The sequence below is a fragment of the Streptomyces sp. SID5464 genome, assembly GCF_009862985.1.
In the GTDB taxonomy this organism is placed as follows: domain Bacteria; phylum Actinomycetota; class Actinomycetes; order Streptomycetales; family Streptomycetaceae; genus Streptomyces; species Streptomyces chartreusis_D.
Window position 1 is genome coordinate 45,896 of sequence record NZ_WWIQ01000001.1, and the last position, 19,053, is coordinate 64,948.

The following is a 19,053-nucleotide window of genomic DNA, read 5'->3' on the forward strand; positions in this document are numbered from 1 at the left end:
GCTCTCCAGGACATGTGAAGACATGAGTCAGGGGTGACCACCGACTGGGTGGTCACCCCTGACGTATGCCTACCAGGCCCTGATGTACGCGTACCTGGCGCGACTGGCTCCCGAGGCAGGCGCCTCCGTGCCCCGGGGGAGGCGGCGCGGGCGGCCGGAAACAAGCCCGACCGGCCCCAGACCCCCGGCGCCCGTCAGCCCTGCTGTCCCGATGCCTTCCGCCACGTCGGCCGCAGCGCCAGGGCACGTGCCCGCATGCCCGACCACCAGGCCGACGCCGCCCACACCAGGCGCACGGTGGAGCGCGGGACGAGAACCGCACGGAGTCTGGCGCCGCGGCCGACCCCGGCGCTCAGGCCCGCCGCCGCACGGCGGACGTCGTCCGTGAGGCCCGCCGTCGGGCGGGGGTGCGGTGCGTACAGGACCTGCTCCACCGCGTTCGCCACCCGGTGCACCGAGGCCGCGGCCGTCGCGTCGAGAGAGCCCAGCCGGACGATACGGGCGGCCGCCTTGCGCGGTGTCTGTGACTCGTCCGGCGCGATGCCGAAGTCCCACGCCGTGTCGGTCAGCTCCTGCCAGACGGCCAGCGTGTGCGGCATCGCGTCCGCCTCACCGCGGCCGTGCGCCCCCAGCCGTACCGCGCGGGTCCGCAGGCGCCACAGCATCGGTGCCAGCGGGAGCACCAGGACGGCGAGGCCGCCCAGGGTCCAGGCCAGGAGCGCGTACCACTTCGGGCCGTCGTCCCCCGTGGGCAGCACCGCCTGCGGGGACTCGCTCGCGCACCCGCCGCCCAGCTTCTTCTGCTCCGGCGTGCAGCTGTCGCTCGTCGAGGGCGTCGGGGACGGCGCGGCGGACGACGTCCGGGACGGGCGCGCCTCGTCCGGCACCGAGCTGCCGGGGTTGTCCGGCAGGGTGTACGGCGGCATCGAGCCGCGGTTCGGCGTCGGCTCGAAGCGGGTCCAGCCCACGCCCTCGAAGTACAGCTCGGGCCAGGCGTGCGCGTCGCGCAGCCCCACCGACACCGAGCCGTCCGCCTGCGGTGAACCGGGCGCGAAGCCGACCGCGACCCGGGCCGGTATGCCCAGGGAGCGGGCCATCGCCGCCATCGCGAAGGAGAAGTGCACGCAGAAGCCCTGCTTGTCCTTCAGGAAGCGGGCGATGCCCTCCGAGCCGCTGCCGACCTGCACCTGGGTGTCGTACTCGAAGCCGCCGGTCACGGCGAACCAGTCCTGGAGCTTGACCGCCTGGTCGTAGGGATTGGCGGCGCCGGCGGTGACCTGGCGGGCGGTGCGGGCCACCACCGACGGCAGCGAGTCGGGCAGCTTGGTGAAGTCGCGCTCGATCGCCGCCGGCGGAGGCGGCGCCGAGGCCAGCTGCTCCGCCGTCGGCTGCACGTCCAGGCTCTTGACCCGGTACGTCAGCCCTCGTGTGTTCTGGCCGTGGTCTCCGACCAGCGTCATGCCCAGGGGCTCGTAACGCCAGTTGCCCCGGATGCTGACGCCGCTCGGCGGGTACGGCATGGGCAGCCAGTCCTGGGCGTACCAGCCGGCCGCCGTGATCGTGGTGTCGACCTCCGTGCGCTTGACGTCGGGACCGAGGCCGATCGGAGTCGGGAAGGTGCCGTCGGGGACGGCGGTGATGGAGCGCCGGGACGGCTTCCAGGTGGTGCCGTCGAAGTCGTCCAGGGACACGATCCGCAGATAGAGGTCCGAGACGTCGGCCATCTTCGTCTTCACGGAGAGGACCTGCCGGTCCTCGTCCACGTTCAGACTGTCGCGCAGCGACACCAGCGGGTTCACGGCGGAGATCGTGCCGCCGCTGCCCGTGCCGCCGCCCGCGCCCGTGCCCACGGAGTCCAGCAGGCCGCCGTTCATGGCGGGCAGGCCGAGCGGCACCACCAGGGCGATGCCCAGCGCGACCACGCCGATGCGCCGGCCGGTGCGGACCGGGGCGAGCGCGCCGCTCGGTTCCCCTCCGGCCGTGCGCGGTGCCCCGCCGAAGACCCGGCCCCACTGGGAGAGCCGGTCCCGGCCCTCGGCCAGGAGCAGCATCAGATAACCGGCCGCCGCCACCAGGAACCACAGCCAGTCCGTGCCCCCGTCGGACAGCCCCGCGGCCACCGAGTACAGCGCGAGCAGCGGCAGACCGGCCGGGGCGGCGCTGCGGAAGGTCACCGCCAGGGTGTCCACCAGCAGTCCGATGATCAGGACACCGCCGATGAGCATCAGCCGGATGCCGTCGGACTCCAGGGGCGCCGGGATCGCGTACCGCGCGATGTCTTCCCCGCCCTGCTGGAGCAGGAGCGTGAAGCGGTCGATGGCCTGCGGCCCGGGGATCAGCCCGGCCAGGGCCTGCTCACGGGCGAACACGAACGTCAGCAGCGCGACCGTGACCACGGCCTGCGCCGCGACCGTCAGCGGGCGCGCCAGCGGTACCCGGCGGGCCGCGGCGCCCACACCGGCCTGCACGGCGAGCAGGAAGGCCGCCTGGACGATCCACGTCGCCGGTTTGACGAGGGGCAGCAGGGCGCACGCGGCCATCAGTGTGGCCGCCCACGCGCCCAGCGTCAGCCGTACCCGCCCGCTCATCACGGTCCCTCCCCGCCGCTCGCGGCGACCACGCCCCTGCGCACCCGGTCGGCCTGCCGCCACAGCTCGTCCACGGAGGCACCCCGCGGCACACCGAGGGCCGTCCAGCCCGCCTCGCGCAACATGCGCAGCCGCTCCCCGCTCCGGTCCAACGGCCCGGGCACATCGCTCGGTTCCCGCACCCAGGTGTCGCTGTCCAGCACGAAGGCGACCGCGCCCGGGCTGCGCTGCCGCATCCGGCCCAGCACGGCCGCCTGCTCCTCGTCCAGGTCGCCGAGGAAGGCCACCAGCAGCCCCTCGTTCCCGCCGCGCAGCACGTCGTAGGCCCGGGACAGCCCCGCGCCGTCGGAGTGGTCGATCACCGCGAGGGTGTCCATCATCAGCCCGGCCGCGTCCGCCGACTCCTGGCTCGCGCCCGCGAAGCCGTCTCCGCCCTCGCCGGGCACCGCGTTGCCGGTGTCCGTCAACAGCCGTACCGAGTAGCCCCGTTCGAGCATGTGCACCAGCACGGACGCGGCGCCCGACACGGCCCACTCGAAGGCCGAGTCGGGGCCCGCGCCCTGGTAGGCGATGCCCCGGGTGTCGAGCAGCACCGTGCAGCGGGCGCGCTGCGGCTGCTCCTCGCGGCGCACCATCAGCTCGCCGTAGCGGGCGGTGGAGCGCCAGTGCACCCGGCGCAGGTCGTCGCCGTAGCGGTACCCGCGCGGGATCACGTCGTCCTCGCCGGCCAGCGCGAGCGAACGCAGCCGCCCGTCGCCGTACCCCTTCGCCTCGCCGCTGAGGCGCACCGGCGCCAGCGCCTCCACGTGCGGGATCACCGTCAGGGTGTCGTACGTCGAGAAGGACCGGGTCAGCTCGCACATGCCGAACGGGTCGGTCAGGCGCAGTTGGAGCGGGCCCAGCGGGTAGCGGCCGCGCAGGTCGGAGCGCACCCGGTAGGACACCTCGCGCCGGCCGCCCGCCTCCACCCGGTCGAGCACGAAACGGGGCCGGGGACCGAGCACGTACGGCACCCGGTCCTGGAGCATCAGCAGGCCCGTGGGCAGCCGCGAGACGTTGTCCATCCGCAGGTGGACCCGGGCCTCGCTGCCGGCCGGCACGCGCGCGGGGGAGAGGCGGCGGCTGCCCGCGACCCGGTAGCGCGTGCGGTACAGCACCGTCGCGCAGACCAGCGGCAGCACCGCCAGCAGCAGGCCCACGCGCAGCAGGTCGCTCTGCCCGAGCACGTACGAACAGACGGCGGCCGCGACGCCGGCGGCCAGGAAGGAGCGTCCGCGGGTGGTCAGACCGGCCAGGGCGGTGCGGATGCCGCCCTTCTCGCCCCGGTCGGCCTCCGCCTGCCCCGCCCCCGCGGTGGTCATCACAGCCTCCGCGGCGGCTGCTGGGGATACGCCGGCACGCCCCGGCCGAGGCCGCCGAAGCCGCTCTGCTGCGGTGGCGCGGCCGGCACCGGAGTGCGCTGGAGGATCTCCTCGACGACCTGCTCGGCCGTGCGGCGGTTGAGCTGGGCCTGGGCGGTGGGCAGCAGACGGTGGGCCAGGACGGCGACGGCGAGTGCCTGCACGTCGTCCGGCAGCGCGTACTCCCGGCCGCTCAGGGCCGCGGACGCCTTCGCCGCGCGCAGCAGGTGCAGCGTCGCGCGCGGGGAGGCGCCGAGTCTCAGGTCGGGGTGCGTGCGCGTGGCGCCGACCAGGTCCACCGCGTAGCGCCGGACCGGCTCGGCGACGTGGACGCCGCGCACCGCCTCGATCAGCTTGAGGATCTCGTGCGCGTGGGCCACCGGCTGGAGGTCCTCCAGCGGCGAGACGCCGCCGTGCACGTCCAGCATATGAAGCTCGGCCTCGGCACTCGGGTAGCCGACGGAGACCCGGGCCATGAAACGGTCGCGCTGGGCCTCCGGGAGCGGGTAGGTGCCCTCCATCTCGACCGGGTTCTGCGTCGCCACCACCATGAAGGGGCTGGGCAGCTCGTAGGTCTTGCCGTCGATGGTGACCTGGCGCTCCTCCATGGATTCCAGGAGCGCGGACTGCGTCTTGGGCGAGGCGCGGTTGATCTCGTCGCCGATCACCACCTGCGCGAAGATCGCGCCCGGCTTGAACTCGAAGTCGCGGCGCTGCTGGTCCCATATGGACACACCGGTGATGTCCGAGGGCAGCAGGTCGGGCGTGAACTGGATGCGCCGCACCGAGCAGTCGATGGACCGCGCCAGTGCCTTCGCGAGCATCGTCTTGCCGACGCCCGGGACGTCCTCGATCAGCAGATGTCCCTCGGCGAGCAGTACGGTCAGCGAGAGCCGTACGACCTCGGGCTTGCCCTCGATCACGCCTTCCACCGACTCCCGCACGCGTTCCACCACGGCGGTCAGATCAGTGAGGCTCGCTCGATCGTCATAGGTCGTCACCCGGCCCTCCTCGGCCTTTCCCTTGCTCCCAGGGAGCACGGGATACCCCATTTTCCCGGGTCGACGCCGCATGACGCGGGCCGGCCCACCCCGAACCACGGACACCACGCGTGAAAAGTTCCGCGCGACGCCACTCCCGCATTCTTGCTGCCGTTACCGATTCGTGTCACTCGACTGTGGATAACTGGCCGCGATATGTCGGCCTTGCGACCATTCGAACGCGTGACTGACAGGCTTTCGACAGCTACAGCAGGTTGTGTCCGGGGCGGGCGAGCAGGTCAGGCGGCCGGGTCGACCTCCCGCAGCAGGCCGGTCTTCACGTCGAAGACGAAACCCCGCACGTCGTCCGTGTGCGGCAGGAACGGCGAGGTGCGCACGCGCTGCATCGACTGCCGTACGTCCTGGTCGACGTCCCGGAAGGACTCCACCGCCCACGCCGGGCGCTGGCCGACCTCGGCCTCCAGCTCGTTGCGGAAGTCCTCGGTGAGGCTCTCCAGACCGCAGCCCGTGTGGTGGATGAGGACGATGCTGCGCGTCCCCAGCTTGCGCTGACTGATGGTGAGGGAGCGGATCACGTCGTCGGTGACGACGCCGCCCGCGTTGCGGATCGTGTGGCAGTCGCCGAGTTCGAGGCCCAGTGCCGCGTGCAGGTCGAGGCGGGCGTCCATGCAGGCCACGACGGCGACGTGCAGCACGGGCCGGGCGTCCATCCCCGGGTCGGTGAATTCGGCGGCGTACCGGGCGTTGGCGTCGACGAGGCGGTCGGTGACCGTGCCGCCGCCGGCCGGGGCGTTCTCCGAGGCTGTGGGAACCGATGCAGAAGTCGTCATATCCATGACGTTACTGGTCACACCCCGTCCGGGCCTCTTGTGGGAGTGGACAAAGAACGCCAGCGGGCCTGTGATGTGAGGTAACCCACAAGGGTGGTGTGCCGGCGGTCGCGACGCGCAGGCCGGTTGATTGACCGGGAGACAGGGTGGACTAAAGTGACGCGAAGCGGGAGGCGAGACCCTCCCCGCTGGACTGTTTTCCCCGGAGACCCCGGCGACGGCCGGAGGTCTCCCCACGTGCGCGGCGCGTACGTACGGCTCGGCCTCCTCCCGCTCCCGGTCGGCTGACGCTTCCGGCGCCGGCAGGCCTCCCCTTCGAGCGGGCGGGGACCCGGCGGTGCGTAGGGCCGCGCCGGATCTGAGAGGGCCCTTTGAGCCAGAGTCGACACGTCCCGGTGATGCTCCAGCGGTGCCTGGATCTGCTGGCACCCGCCCTGGAGGGCCCGGAGGCCGTGGTCGTCGACTGCACCCTCGGCCTCGGCGGCCACAGCGAGGCGCTCCTGGAGAGGTTCCCCGGTGTCCGCCTCGTCGCCCTCGACCGCGACAAGGAGGCCCTGCGCCTGTCCGGCGAGCGCCTCGCGCCCTACGGGGAGCGCGCCACCCTCGTCCACGCCGTGTACGACGAGCTCCCCGAGGTGCTGCGCAAGCTCGGCATCGCGCGCGTGCAGGGCGTGTTGTTCGACCTCGGCGTCTCCTCCATGCAACTCGACGAGGCCGACCGCGGTTTCGCCTACGCCCAGGACGCCCCGCTCGACATGCGCATGGACCAGACGTCCGGGGTCAGCGCCGCCGAGGTCCTCAACACGTACGCACCGGGCGAGCTGGTGCGCATCCTCCGGGCGTACGGGGAGGAGAAGCAGGCCAAGCGGATCGTGTCCGCGATCGTGCGCGAGCGCGAGAAGGAGCCGTTCAGCAGCAGCGCGCGGCTGGTCGAGCTGATCCGGGACGCGCTGCCGCAGGCCGCCAAGCGCACCGGCGGCAACCCGGCCAAGCGCACCTTCCAGGCCCTGCGCATCGAGGTCAACGGCGAACTCGCCGTCCTGGAGCGGGCGATCCCGGCCGCCGTGAAGGCGCTGGACGTGGGCGGGCGCATCGCCGTGCTGTCGTACCACTCGCTGGAGGACCGGCTGGTCAAGCAGGTGTTCGCGGCGGGTGCCGCCACCACGGCGCCGCCCGGGCTGCCCGTCGTGCCCGAGCGTTACCAGCCGCGGCTCAAGCTGCTCACGCGAGGTGCCGAACTCCCCACGGAGGAGGAGATCGCCGAGAACCGGCGGGCGGCACCGGCGCGGCTGCGCGGCGCCCAGCGCATCAGGGAGGACATCGAGTGAGCCACGTGCAGGGCGGGCGGGTGTCCCGGACCCGAGGGAGCGTGAGTGAGCAGTAAACCCGAACTGAAGGGGAGGGCGGCACGTCTCGCGCAGCTCTTCCCGACCGGCCCCGGGCAGGCGGCCCGCACCCCCTTCGTCCTCCTCGTGGTCCTCCTCCTCGGCGGTGGTCTCATCGGCCTCCTCGTGCTGAACTCGGCCCTCAGCGAAGGCGCGTTCAAGCTCGACGACCTCCAGCGCGAGACCAAGAGCCTCACCGACGAGGAACAGGCCCTCCAGCGGGACATCGACGCCTACTCCGCTCCCGAGGCTCTCCAGCGCCGCGCCCGCGAACTCGGCATGGTCCCCGGCGGCGACCCCGCCTTCCTCGCCCCCGACGGCACCGTCAAGGGCGTCCCGAGCCCCGCCCCCGGCGTCCGGCCGACCTCCGCCCACATCCCCCTGGTCCTGGCCCCCGAGGCCATGTCCGACGGCTCCACCTCGATCTCCGGCAGGTGACGGAAGTGACCGACAGGGAACCCCCGCGCCGCCGCGTGCCCGGCCCCGCCAGGCCCGCTCGCCCCGACGCCCGGCGCCGTCCCGGCCCCGGAGCCCGACCGGCCCGCCGCCCGGGCCCGGCCCGTCCGGGGGCCCCCAAGCCCCTCCGGCTGGGCAGCCCCCGACCGCGGCTGCGTCTGGTCGGGCTCGCGCTGACGCTGGTGCTGATCGCCTTCGTCGTGCGGCTGTTCCAGGTCCAGGCCGTCGACGCGAGCACGTACGCCGCCAAGGCGGAACAGAACCGGTACGTCGGGCAGGTGCTGGCCGCCGACCGGGGCGAGATCACCGACCGGTCCGGTGTGGCCCTGGCGACCAGCGAGGACGCCTACGACATCACCGCCGACCCCACGATGTTCGCCCCCGACAAGCTGAAGATCGGGGACGGCCCCGAGCAGGCGGCCGCGCTGCTCGCGCCGATCCTGGGCCAGGAGCAGGAGACCCTGGTCGAGAAGCTGCGGCCGAAGAACAAGGCGCTGCGGTACGTCAAGCTGGCCTCCCGCCAGACCCCGCAGGTCTGGAAGCAGATCAAGGACCTCAAGTCCGCGCTCGCCAAGAAGGAGGAGACCGACAAGTCCACGCACAACGTCCTCGCGGGTGTCTTCTCCGTCGCCACCAGCAAGCGCGTGTACCCGGGCGGCGACCTCGCCGCCGGGATACTGGGCTGGGTCAACGGCGAGGGCAAGCCCGGCGGTGGCATCGAGCTCCAGCTGAACAAGCGGCTGGCCGGCAAGGACGGCAAGATCCGCTACGCCCAGTCCGGCGGCCGGCTCGTCCCCACCGCGGGTTCCACCGAGACACCCGCCGTGCCCGGCAGCGACGTCGAGCTCACCATCGACCGCGACATCCAGTGGGCCGCCCAGAAGGCCATCAGCGACCAGGTGACGGAGTCCGCGGCCGACCGCGGCTACGTCATCGTCCAGGACACCCGCACCGGCCAGGTCCTGGCCATGGCCAACTCACCCGGCTTCGACCCCAACGACCTGTCCGACGCCGACCCCGCCGCGCTCGGCAACGCGGCACTCCAGGACGCCTTCGAGCCCGGCTCCACCGCCAAGGTCATGTCGATGGCGGCCGTCCTCCAGGAGGGCGCGGCGACCCCCATGACCCACGTCGTCGTGCCCAACCGGCTGCACCGCGGCGACCGGCTCTTCAAGGACGACGTGAACCACCCGACCTGGTACTTGACGCTCAACGGCGTCCTCGCCAAGTCCAGCAACATCGGCACCATCCTCGCCACCGGGCAGCTCGGCAAGACCCAGGCCCAGGCCAACAGGGTCCTCTACGACTACCTGCGCAAGTTCGGCCTCGGCCGCTACACCGGCCTCGGCTTCCCCGGCGAGACCCCGGGCATCCTCGCCCCGCCCGACAAGTGGTCGACCTCGCAGCAGTACACGATCCCTTTCGGCCAGGGCGTCTCCATCAACGCCATGCAGGCGGCGTCGGTGTACTCGACCATCGCCAACGGCGGCGTCCGCGTCGAACCCACGCTCGTGCGCGGCACCAGGGGCCCCGACGGCCGCTTCACTCCGGCCCCCAAGCCCGAGAAGACCCGGGTCGTCAGCGCCAAGACGGCGAAGACCCTCGCCCAGATGCTGGAGTCGGTCGTGGACGACGAGGAGGGCACGGGCACCAAGGCGCGCATCCCCGGCTACCGCGTGGCGGGCAAGACGGGCACGGCCAACCGCGTGGATCCGGCCACCGGCAAGTACCACGGCTACACCTCCTCCTTCGCCGGGTTCGCCCCCGCCGACAAGCCCCGCATCACCGTCTACTGCGCCATCCAGAACGCCACCAAGGGCAACTACTTCGGCGGCCAGATCTGCGGCCCCGTCTACAAGCAGGTCATGGAGTTCGCACTGAAGTCCCTCCAGGTCCCGCCGACCGGGGCCAAGCCCGCGAGGCTGCCCGTCACGTTCAAGAACTGAACCGGCCCCGAGAACTGGACCCGCCCCGAGAACCGAACCGACCCCGAACCGTCAAGCCCTGATCAGCACCGAGCACCACCGAGCCACCAGGACCGCCCCCGTGACAACGATCACCCCCGATCCCGGGAACCAGAGCTCCCCCCGCCCCTCACTTCGCCCGGAGGCGGGTACGCCCGGTACGCTCACCGCCGTGCCACACGCTGATCAGTCCCAAACCACCCAGAAGGGCCATCCCGTGACATACCCCGGGCCGCCCAGGCCGGCGCAGGTCTCCGCCACACCCCTCGCGGAACTCGCCGGTCAACTGGGTGCCCCCGCGCCGGAGGGCGCCGCCGACGTCACGGGCATCACCCACGACTCACGCGCAGTGCGCCCCGGCGACCTGTACGCCGCCCTCCCGGGCGCCCGTCTGCACGGCGCCGACTTCGTCGAACAGGCCGCGAGCCTGGGCGCGGCCGCCGTGCTGACCGACCCCACCGGCGCCGAGCGCGCCGTCGCCTCCGGGCTGCCGGTCCTCGTCGTCGACGACCCTCGCGGGCGGATGGGCGAGCTGGCCGCCACGATCTACGGCCACCCCGGCCGGGACCTGCTCCAGATCGGCATCACCGGCACCTCCGGCAAGACCACCACCGCCTACCTCGTCGAGGGCGGCCTGAGGACCGTGAAGTCGACCGGCCTGATCGGCACGGTCGAGATGCGCATCGGCGACGAGCGCATCAAGTCCGAGCGCACCACGCCCGAAGCCACCGACCTCCAGGCCCTGTTCGCCGTCATGCGCGAGCGCGGCGTCGAGGCGGTCGCCATGGAGGTCTCCAGCCACGCCCTGGTCCTCGGCCGCGTCGACGGCTGCGTCTTCGACATCGGCGTCTTCACCAACCTCAGCCCGGAACACATGGAGTTCCACTCCGACATGGAGGACTACTTCCGGGCCAAGGCGCGGCTGTTCACGCCGGAACGCGGCAAACTCGGCGTGGTCAACGTCGACGACGAGTACGGCCGCAGGCTGGCGAACGAGGCCACCGTCCCGGTCGTCACCTACTCCGCCGAGGGCCACCCCGACGCCGACTGGCGCGCCGAGGACGTCGAGGTCGGCAGGCTGGACTCGACGTTCACCGTCGTCGGGCCCAAGGGCGAGCGGATCAGCGCCAAGTCGCCGCTGCCGGGCCCCTTCAACGTGGCCAACACCCTCGCCGCGATCGTCGCCCTCGCCGTGGCCGGCCTCGACCCGCAGGCCGCCGCCGACGGTGTCGCCGCCGTACCGGGCGTGCCGGGCCGCCTGGAGCGCGTGGACGCCGGACAGCCGTACCTCGCGGTCGTCGACTACGCCCACAAGACCGACGCCGTCGAGTCCGTCCTGCGCGCCCTGCGCAAGGTCACCGAGGGCCGGCTGCACATCGTCCTCGGCTGTGGCGGCGACCGCGACATCACCAAGCGCGCCCCCATGGGCGCCGCCGCTGCCCGGCTCGCCGACACCGCCGTACTGACCTCCGACAACCCCCGCTCCGAGGACCCCCTCGCGATCCTCGCCACGATGCTCCAGGGCGCGGCCTCCGTGCCGGCGCACGAGCGCGGCGAGGTGCAGGTCTTCGAGGACCGGGCCGCCGCGATCGCCGCCGCCGTCGCCCGCGCCGAGCCGGGCGACACCGTCCTGGTCGCGGGCAAGGGCCACGAGCAGGGCCAGGACATCGCCGGGGTGGTCCGTCCCTTCGACGACCGCCAGGTGCTTCGCGAAGCCATTCAGAAGACCCAGGGATGAATTCCCGCATGATCCAGGGGATGAACTTGTGATCGCCCTCTCCCTCGCCGAGATCGCAGAAGTCGTCGGCGGGCAGACGTACGACATACCGGATCCGACCGTCCAGGTCACCGGCCCGGTCGTCCGGGACTCCCGCGAGGCGGGGCCGGGCAGCCTGTTCGTGGCCTTCGCCGGGGAGCGCGTGGACGGCCACGACTTCGCGGCGGCGGTCGTGGAGGCGGGGGCGGTGGCCGTGCTCGGTACCCGGCCCGTCGGCGTGCCCGCGATCGTCGTGGACGACGTCCAGACCGCCCTCGGCGCCCTCGCGCGGTACGTCGTACGACGCCTCGGCGCCACGCTCGTCGCCCTCACCGGCTCGGCGGGCAAGACCAGCACCAAGGACCTCATCGCACAGGTGCTCCAGCGCAAGGCGCCGACGGTGTTCACGCCCGGCTCGCTCAACAACGAGATCGGGCTGCCGCTGACCGCGCTCAGCGCCACCGAGGAGACCCGGTTCCTCGTCCTGGAGATGGGCGCCCGCGGTATCGGGCACATCTCCTACCTCACGGGTCTGACGCCCCCGAAGATCGGCCTCGTCCTGAACGTCGGCAGCGCCCACATCGGCGAGTTCGGCGGCCGCGAGCAGATCGCCCAGGCCAAGGGCGAGCTCGTCGAGTCCCTGCCGTCCGAAGCCGACGGCGGGACGGCCGTCCTCAACGCGGACGACCCCTACGTACGGGCCATGGCCTCCCGAACGAAGGCGAAGGTGATCTTTTTCGGAGAGTCCGACGAAGCGGACGTTCGCGCCGAGAACGTACGACTCACGGACACCGGACAGCCCGCGTTCAGGCTTCACACACCCTCCGGTGCAAGCGATGTGACCATGCGCCTGTACGGTGAGCACCACGTGTCGAACGCGCTCGCCGCGGCCGCCGTCGCCCACGAGTTGGGCATGTCCGCAGACGAGATCGCCCTCGCGCTCTCCGAGGCGGGCTCCCTCTCCCGCTGGCGGATGGAGGTCACCGAGCGCCCGGACGGCGTGACGGTCGTCAACGACGCCTACAACGCGAACCCCGAGTCCATGAAGGCGGCGCTGCGCGCGCTCGCGGCCATCGGCAAGGGGCGTCGTACGTGGGCGGTGCTCGGCAAGATGGCCGAGCTCGGGGACGAGGCTCTCGCCGAGCACGACGCGGTCGGACGGCTCGCCGTCCGGCTCAACGTCAGCAAGCTCGTCGCGGTCGGTGGCAGGGAAGCCGCCTGGCTGCAACTGGGCGCATATAACGAGGGTTCGTGGGGTGAGGAGTCGGTGCACGTGTCCGACGCACAGGCGGCGGTCGACCTGTTGCGCAGCGAGTTGCGCCCGGGGGACGTCGTGCTCGTGAAGGCGTCCCGTTCGGTCGGCCTCGAGAGCGTTGCCCAGGCGCTGCTCGAGACCGGTGCCGAGGGTGAGGTTTCCGCCCGATGATGAAGCAGATCCTGTTCGCAGGAGTCATTGGCCTCTTCCTGACGCTGGTCGGCACCCCGCTGCTGATCAAGCTCCTCGCGCGCAAGGGCTACGGCCAGTACATCCGCGACGACGGCCCGCGCGAGCACGCCAGCAAGCGCGGTACGCCGACCATGGGCGGTATCGCCTTCATCCTGGCGACGGTCGCCGCGTACTTCCTGGCCAAGGTGATCACGGGCTATCTCGACCCGGACGTCGACGCGGCGCCGACCTTCTCGGGTCTGCTGGTGCTCGGCCTGATGGTGGGCATGGGCCTGGTCGGCTTCCTCGACGACTACATCAAGATCGTCAAGCGGCGCTCGCTGGGTCTGCGGGCCAAGGCGAAGATGGCCGGCCAGCTGATCGTCGGCATCGGCTTCGCGGTGCTCTCGCTCCAGTTCGCGGACAACCGCGGCAACACCCCGGCGTCCACGAAGCTGTCGTTCATCACCGACTTCGGCTGGACGATCGGACCCGTGCTGTTCGTGGTCTGGGCGCTGTTCATGATCCTCGCGATGTCGAACGGCGTGAACCTGACCGACGGTCTGGACGGTCTGGCCACCGGCGCCTCCGTGCTCGTCTTCGGCGCCTACACCTTCATCGGCGTCTGGCAGTTCCAGGAGTCCTGCGCCAACGCGCAGACGCTGACCAACCCCGGCGCGTGCTACGAGGTGCGCGACCCCCTCGACCTCGCGGTGGTCGCCTCGGCGCTGATGGGCGCCTGCCTCGGCTTCCTGTGGTGGAACACCTCGCCGGCCAAGATCTTCATGGGTGACACCGGTTCGCTCGCGCTCGGCGGTGTGCTCGCCGGCCTCGCGATCTGCTCCCGCACCGAGCTGCTGCTCGCCATCCTCGGCGGCCTCTTCGTCCTGATCACCATGTCCGTGGTGATCCAGGTCGGCTCCTTCCGCCTCACCGGGAAGCGCGTCTTCCGGATGGCGCCACTCCAGCACCACTTCGAACTCAAGGGCTGGTCCGAAGTGCTCGTCGTGGTCCGCTTCTGGATCATTCAGGGCATTTGTGTGATCGTCGGACTGGGCCTCTTCTACGCAGGATGGGCAGCGGACAAGTGACCTCCTCGGTGTCTTCGGAACTCAAGGGCAAGCACGTCACCGTCGCCGGGCTCGGCGTCTCCGGCGTCCCGGCGGCCAAGGTGCTGCACGGCCTCGGCGCGATCGTCACGGCCGTCAACGACGGCGCCGACGAGCGCGCGCGGGCGCAGGCCGCCGAACTGGAGGCGCTCGGCATCACCGTGCGCCTCGGTGACGGCGACACCCTGCCCGAGGGCACCGAGCTGATCGTCACCGCGCCCGGCTGGAAGCCGGACAAGCCGCTGTTCGCGGCGGCGGAGCGGGCGGGCGTCCCCGTCTGGGGCGACGTCGAGCTGGCCTGGCGCCTGCGCGGCCCGGACGCCGCCCCCTGGCTGGCCGTCACGGGCACCAACGGCAAGACCACCACCGTCCAGATGCTCGCCTCGATCCTCAAGGCCGCGGGCCTGCGCACGGCCGCCGTCGGCAACATCGGCGTCTCCCTCCTGGACGCGGTGCTCGGCGAGGAGCAGTACGACGTGCTGGCCGTGGAGCTCTCCAGCTACCAGCTCCACTGGGCGCCGTCGCTGCGCGCCCACTCGGCCGCCGTACTCAACCTCGCCCCCGACCACCTCGACTGGCACGGCTCCATGGAGGCGTACGCCGCCGACAAGGGCCGTATCTACGAGGGCAATCGCGTCGCCTGCGTCTACAACGCCGATGCCACCGACAAGCCGTCCACCGAGGACCTGGTCCGCGAGGCCGACGTCGAGGAGGGCTGCCGGGCCGTCGGCTTCACCCTCGGCACGCCCGCGCCCTCCCAACTGGGCGTCGTGGAGGGCATCCTGGTCGACCGCGCCTTCGTCGAGAACCGGCAGAAGAACGCCCAGGAGCTCGCCGAGGTCGCCGACGTCAACCCGCCGGCCCCGCACAACATCGCCAACGCCCTCGCGGCGGCGGCCCTCGCGCGGGCGTACGGCGTGCCCGCCAAGGCCGTACGGGACGGCCTGCGGGCGTTCACCCCGGACGCCCACCGCATCGCGCACGTGGCCGACGTGGACGGGGTCGCGTACGTCGACGACTCCAAGGCCACCAACACCCACGCCGCGGAAGCCTCGTTGGCGGCCTACGAGAAGATCGTGTGGATCGCGGGCGGGCTCGCGAAGGGCGCCACCTTCGACGAGCTGGTCAGCAAGTCGGCGCCCAGGCTGCGCGGGGCCGTGCTGATCGGCGCGGACCGCGCGCTGATCCGCGAAGCCCTGGCGCGACACGCCCCCGAAGTACCCGTCGTCGACCTCGACCGGACCGACACTGGGGCGATGCGCGCGGCGGTCCAGGAGGCGCGGCGGCTCGCTCAGGCCGGTGACACGGTGCTGCTGGCTCCGGCCTGCGCCTCCATGGACATGTTCGCCAACTACAACAAGCGCGGGGACGCTTTCGCGGACGCCGTTCGCGAGCTCGGCTCCGTCGACGGCTGACCCGGGTCCGCCTCGCCCGGCGGTGGCGCCGGGCGTATCTGGGAGGGACGCGTGACACGGATGTGGCTGGTGCCCGAGCGGCCGGGGAGCGTCAGGGGCCGTTCCGGCCGCACGACGTTCCCCTCCGGCATGGCGGGGTGAGCGGCGATGCCCACCAGCCGCACCGGACGGCCTCCCGTCCCCCGCGCTCCCAGGCGCCCCGCCGCGCCCCGGCTCGTCCGTGAGAACCGCGTCCTGGCCTTCTACCACCGTGCGCGCAGGGGCTGGGACCGGCCGCTGACCGCCTACTACCTCATCTTCGGCGGCAGTCTGCTGATCACCGTGCTGGGCCTGGTGATGGTCTACTCGGCCTCCCAGATCACCGCGCTGCAGATGTCGCTGCCGGGCTCGTACTTCTTCCGCAAGCAGCTGCTGGCCGCCGTGATCGGCGCCGGACTGCTCTTCGCCGCCTCGCGGATGCCGGTGAAGCTGCACCGGGCCCTGGCCTACCCGATCCTCGCCGGCGCCGTCTTCCTCATGGCCCTCGTGCAGATCCCCGGCATAGGAGTGTCGGTCAACGGCAACCAGAACTGGATCGCGCTCGGCGGCTCCTTCCAGATCCAGCCCAGTGAGTTCGGCAAGCTCGCGCTCGTGTTGTGGGGGGCCGACCTGCTGGCCCGCAAGCAGGACAAGAGGCTGCTGACCCAGTGGAAGCACATGCTCGTGCCGCTGGTGCCGGCCGCCTTCATGCTGCTCGGGCTGATCATGATCGGCGGCGACATGGGCACCGCGATCATCCTCACGGCCATCCTGTTCGGCCTGCTCTGGCTGGCCGGCGCGCCCACGCGGCTGTTCGCCGGAGTGCTGTCGGTAGCCGCCGTACTCGGCCTGATCCTCATCAAGACCAGCCCCAACCGCATGGCGCGCCTGCAGTGCCTGGGCGCCACCGAACCCCAGTCCGGCCCGGTCGACTGCTGGCAGGCCGTGCACGGCATCTACGCCCTCGCCTCCGGCGGAATCTTCGGCTCCGGGCTGGGTGCGAGTGTGGAGAAATGGGGTCAACTCCCCGAAGCCCACACCGACTTCATCTTCGCCGTCACCGGTGAGGAACTGGGCCTGGCGGGGACGCTGTCGGTACTCGCCCTCTTCGCGGCTCTAGGCTATGCGGGTATCCGCGTGGCCGGACGCACGGAGGACCCCTTCGTGAGGTATGCCGCGGGAGGCGTGACCACCTGGATCACGGCCCAGGCCGTGATCAACATCGGTGCGGTGCTCGGTCTGCTGCCGATCGCCGGCGTCCCCCTCCCGCTGTTCTCCTACGGGGGATCCGCCCTGCTGCCGACCATGTTCGCCATCGGGCTGCTGATCGCCTTCGCGCGCGACGAGCCCGCTGCGCGGGCGGCGCTTGCGATGCGGCAACCCCGCTTTGGTAGAAAGCGGGGGGCTGGGGGAACCGGTTCCGGCCGGAGTCCCCGGAGATGGAACACGATGCGACGGCGCGCCTCGGCGGCGCGCTCGTCCGGAGAGCGGTGAATTTCGGTGCATGTCGTACTCGCCGGCGGAGGAACCGCGGGCCACATCGAGCCCGCGCTCGCCCTCGCGGACGCCCTGCGCAGGCAGGATCCGACCGTGGGCATCACGGCCCTGGGCACGGAGCGAGGCCTGGAGACCCGTCTCGTACCCGAGCGTGGGTACGAACTCGCGCTGATCCCCGCCGTACCGCTGCCACGCAAGCCCACCCCCGAGCTGATCACCGTCCCGGGCCGGCTGCGCGGCACCATCAAGGCGACCGAGCAGATCCTGGAGCGCACCAAGGCGGACGCCGTGGTCGGCTTCGGCGGCTACGTCGCCCTGCCCGGCTACCTCGCGGCCAAGCGCCTCGGCGTGCCGATCGTCATCCACGAGGCCAACGCCCGCCCGGGCCTGGCCAACAAGATCGGCTCGCGGTACGCCAGCCAGGTCGCCGTCTCCACCCCGGACAGCAAGCTGCGCGGCGCCCGCTACATCGGCATCCCGCTGCGCCGCTCCATCGCCACCCTGGACCGGGCCGCCGTACGCCCCGAGGCCCGCGCCGCGTTCGGGCTCGACCCCAACCTGCCCACGCTGCTGGTCTCCGGCGGCTCCCAGGGCGCCCGCCGCCTCAACGAGGTCGTGCAGACGGTCGCGCCCTGGCTCCAGCAGGCCGGGATCCAGATCCTGCACGCGGTCGGCCCGAAGAACGAACTGCCGCAGGTCCAGCAGATGCCGGGGATGCCCCCCTACATCCCGGTAAGTTACCTGGACCGGATGGACCTCGCGTACGCCGCGGCCGACATGATGCTCTGCCGCGCGGGCGCGATGACCGTCGCCGAGCTCTCCGCCGTCGGGCTCCCGGCCGCCTACGTCCCGCTGCCCATCGGCAACGGCGAACAGCGGCTCAACGCCCAGCCGGTGGTCAAGGCCGGCGGCGGCCTGCTGGTCGACGACGCGGAGCTGACCCCCGAGTGGGTCCAGCAGAACGTCCTGCCCGTGCTCGCCGATCCGCACCGGCTGTACCAGATGTCCCGCGCCGCCGCCGAGTTCGGCCGCCGGGACGCCGACGACCTGCTCGTCGGCATGGTGTACGAGGCGATCGCCGCCGCTCGTGCACACCGCTAGGACCGTATGACGGAAGGCAGGGGAGCGTGGCCGGATCGACCACCGCCGAGCGCGGTGAACGCCAGCGGGAGTCGTCCGGCCCGCCGCCGGTCAGGCGCCTGAGGCGACGTCACCTTCGTATGATCGTCATTCTGGGTCTCGCCCTGGTGTTCCTCGGCATCCCGACGGTGTGGCTGTTCTACGGCTCCGACTGGCTGCGCGCCGAGCACGTCTCCGTGTCGGGGACCCGGGTCCTGACACCGCATCAGGTCGAGGCGGCCGCCGACGTCCCGCTCGGGAAGCCGCTGATCTCCGTCGACACCGATGCGATCGGGACGCGACTGCGGCAGAAGTTGCCCCGAATCGACTCGGTTGACGTGGTCCGTTCCTGGCCCCATGGAATCGACCTGAAAGTGGTCGAGCGGACTCCGGTTCTGATTGTCCAAAAGGGCGGAAAGTTCGTCGAAGTGGACGACGAAGGTGTCCGTTTCGCTACGGTTTCTGAGGCGCCGAAAGGCGTTCCCGCACTGGAATTGACGCTCTCCCGGTCCAGTTCCGCCGCCGCGAGCCTGCGCCGTTTCGGCGAGTCCCGGCTGGTGCGCGAGGCGGTGGGCGTCGCCCGCGCCGTTCCGGCCGCCGTCGCACGCGACACACGGATCGTCAAGGTCCGTTCCTACGACGACATCTCGCTGGAGTTGCGGGACGGCCGCACGATCGCCTGGGGGAGCAGCGAGAAGGGCGCCGCGAAGGCCCGTACGCTCACCGCCCTGATGAAAGCCTCGCCCGCCGCACGGTACTTCGACGTGAGTGTTCCCACCGCGCCCGCGTCAGCAGGGAGTTGACGCACATCCGCGCAGGCCAGCACCCTGGTTGGGCAGTGCTACGGCTGATCACATAGGGTGAAAAGAAAAACGGGAGGTTCGGCGTGTTCGTTGAAGGAGCGCCACTTGTCGACTTAGTGTCCTGTTCAGAAGACTCCAAGGAACAGACACACTGGTAACCCTAAACTTCAGGGTTAGGGTTCGGGTCGGCGATACGGACCGTCCCATTCGGCATCAGTCGTCGGGTCGCGGGGCGCAGCGCGCCACGGTGATTCGGCGACACGTAACTCGAGGCGAGAGGCCTTCG

At 71.7% G+C, this 19,053-nt stretch carries 14 protein-coding genes; 10 read left to right on the forward strand and 4 right to left on the reverse strand.

Going from position 1 to position 19,053, the window contains the following annotated elements:
- Positions 1-194: 194 nt before the first annotated feature.
- The 4 genes from GTY47_RS00230 to GTY47_RS00245 form a co-directional block, all read right to left on the reverse strand.
- Positions 195-2,588 (reverse strand): DUF3488 and transglutaminase-like domain-containing protein, encoded by a 2,394-nt coding sequence (locus GTY47_RS00230; protein ID WP_010039330.1) that lies wholly within the window; start codon positions 2,586-2,588, stop codon positions 195-197.
- The gene (locus GTY47_RS00235) at positions 2,588-3,949 is read right to left on the reverse strand and encodes a DUF58 domain-containing protein (RefSeq protein WP_010039331.1); all 1,362 of its coding nucleotides are present in this window, start codon (positions 3,947-3,949) and stop codon (positions 2,588-2,590) included. Before GTY47_RS00235 ends, GTY47_RS00230 begins: the two co-directional genes overlap by 1 nt.
- The gene (locus tag GTY47_RS00240) at positions 3,949-4,989 is read right to left on the reverse strand and encodes a MoxR family ATPase (protein ID WP_010039333.1); all 1,041 of its coding nucleotides are present in this window, start codon (positions 4,987-4,989) and stop codon (positions 3,949-3,951) included. The genes GTY47_RS00235 and GTY47_RS00240 overlap by 1 nt, the downstream gene beginning before the upstream one ends.
- Positions 4,990-5,267: 278 nt before the next feature.
- Positions 5,268-5,819, reverse strand: coding sequence for a carbonic anhydrase (locus tag GTY47_RS00245; protein ID WP_010039336.1), 552 nt, complete (start codon positions 5,817-5,819; stop codon positions 5,268-5,270).
- A gap of 371 nt (positions 5,820-6,190) precedes the next feature.
- Between GTY47_RS00245 and rsmH the strand changes: the two genes are divergently transcribed.
- From rsmH to GTY47_RS00295, 10 genes are all read left to right on the forward strand, one after another.
- Positions 6,191-7,147, forward strand: a complete 957-nt coding sequence (rsmH, locus tag GTY47_RS00250) for a 16S rRNA (cytosine(1402)-N(4))-methyltransferase RsmH (protein WP_010039338.1) — start codon at positions 6,191-6,193, stop codon at positions 7,145-7,147.
- Between the two features lie 45 nt (positions 7,148-7,192).
- Complete coding sequence (locus GTY47_RS00255; protein ID WP_010039340.1) at positions 7,193-7,642, forward strand: septum formation initiator family protein; 450 nt, start codon at positions 7,193-7,195, stop codon at positions 7,640-7,642.
- Complete coding sequence (locus GTY47_RS00260) at positions 7,639-9,606, forward strand: penicillin-binding protein 2 (protein ID WP_040903120.1); 1,968 nt, start codon at positions 7,639-7,641, stop codon at positions 9,604-9,606. The genes GTY47_RS00255 and GTY47_RS00260 overlap by 4 nt, the downstream gene beginning before the upstream one ends.
- Before the next feature lie 235 nt (positions 9,607-9,841).
- Complete coding sequence (locus GTY47_RS00265; protein ID WP_010039344.1) at positions 9,842-11,362, forward strand: UDP-N-acetylmuramoyl-L-alanyl-D-glutamate--2,6-diaminopimelate ligase; 1,521 nt, start codon at positions 9,842-9,844, stop codon at positions 11,360-11,362.
- 28 nt (positions 11,363-11,390) lie between these two features.
- Positions 11,391-12,806 (forward strand): UDP-N-acetylmuramoyl-tripeptide--D-alanyl-D-alanine ligase, encoded by a 1,416-nt coding sequence (gene murF, locus GTY47_RS00270; protein ID WP_010039346.1) that lies wholly within the window; start codon positions 11,391-11,393, stop codon positions 12,804-12,806.
- A complete protein-coding gene (gene mraY, locus GTY47_RS00275; RefSeq protein ID WP_010039348.1) occupies positions 12,806-13,897 on the forward strand; it encodes a phospho-N-acetylmuramoyl-pentapeptide-transferase in 1,092 nt (363 codons plus the stop codon). Before murF ends, mraY begins: the two co-directional genes overlap by 1 nt.
- Positions 13,879-15,330 (forward strand): UDP-N-acetylmuramoyl-L-alanine--D-glutamate ligase, encoded by a 1,452-nt coding sequence (murD, locus tag GTY47_RS00280; protein WP_078602817.1) that lies wholly within the window; start codon positions 13,879-13,881, stop codon positions 15,328-15,330. Before mraY ends, murD begins: the two co-directional genes overlap by 19 nt.
- Before the next feature lie 147 nt (positions 15,331-15,477).
- Positions 15,478-16,842, forward strand: coding sequence for a putative lipid II flippase FtsW (gene ftsW, locus GTY47_RS00285; RefSeq protein ID WP_010039352.1), 1,365 nt, complete (start codon positions 15,478-15,480; stop codon positions 16,840-16,842).
- Between the two features lie 6 nt (positions 16,843-16,848).
- Entirely contained in the window at positions 16,849-17,946 is a 1,098-nt protein-coding gene (murG, locus tag GTY47_RS00290) for an undecaprenyldiphospho-muramoylpentapeptide beta-N-acetylglucosaminyltransferase (RefSeq protein ID WP_010039354.1), read from the forward strand.
- Between the two features lie 26 nt (positions 17,947-17,972).
- Positions 17,973-18,767 (forward strand): FtsQ-type POTRA domain-containing protein, encoded by a 795-nt coding sequence (locus tag GTY47_RS00295; protein WP_029181130.1) that lies wholly within the window; start codon positions 17,973-17,975, stop codon positions 18,765-18,767.
- Positions 18,768-19,053: the final 286 nt, after the last annotated feature.

What these genes read in the sequence shown, in the direction of transcription:
- murD (WP_078602817.1), top strand. Translation starts at nt 13,879, where the DNA reads ATGGGCAGCGGACAAGTGACCTCCTCGGTGTCTTCGGAACTCAAGGGC.
- GTY47_RS00230 (WP_010039330.1), bottom strand. Translation starts at nt 2,588, where the DNA reads ATGAGCGGGCGGGTACGGCTGACGCTGGGCGCGTGGGCGGCCACACTG.
- GTY47_RS00245 (WP_010039336.1), bottom strand. Translation starts at nt 5,819, where the DNA reads ATGACGACTTCTGCATCGGTTCCCACAGCCTCGGAGAACGCCCCGGCC.
- GTY47_RS00235 (WP_010039331.1), bottom strand. Translation starts at nt 3,949, where the DNA reads ATGACCACCGCGGGGGCGGGGCAGGCGGAGGCCGACCGGGGCGAGAAG.
- ftsW (WP_010039352.1), top strand. Translation starts at nt 15,478, where the DNA reads ATGCCCACCAGCCGCACCGGACGGCCTCCCGTCCCCCGCGCTCCCAGG.
- mraY (WP_010039348.1), top strand. Translation starts at nt 12,806, where the DNA reads ATGAAGCAGATCCTGTTCGCAGGAGTCATTGGCCTCTTCCTGACGCTG.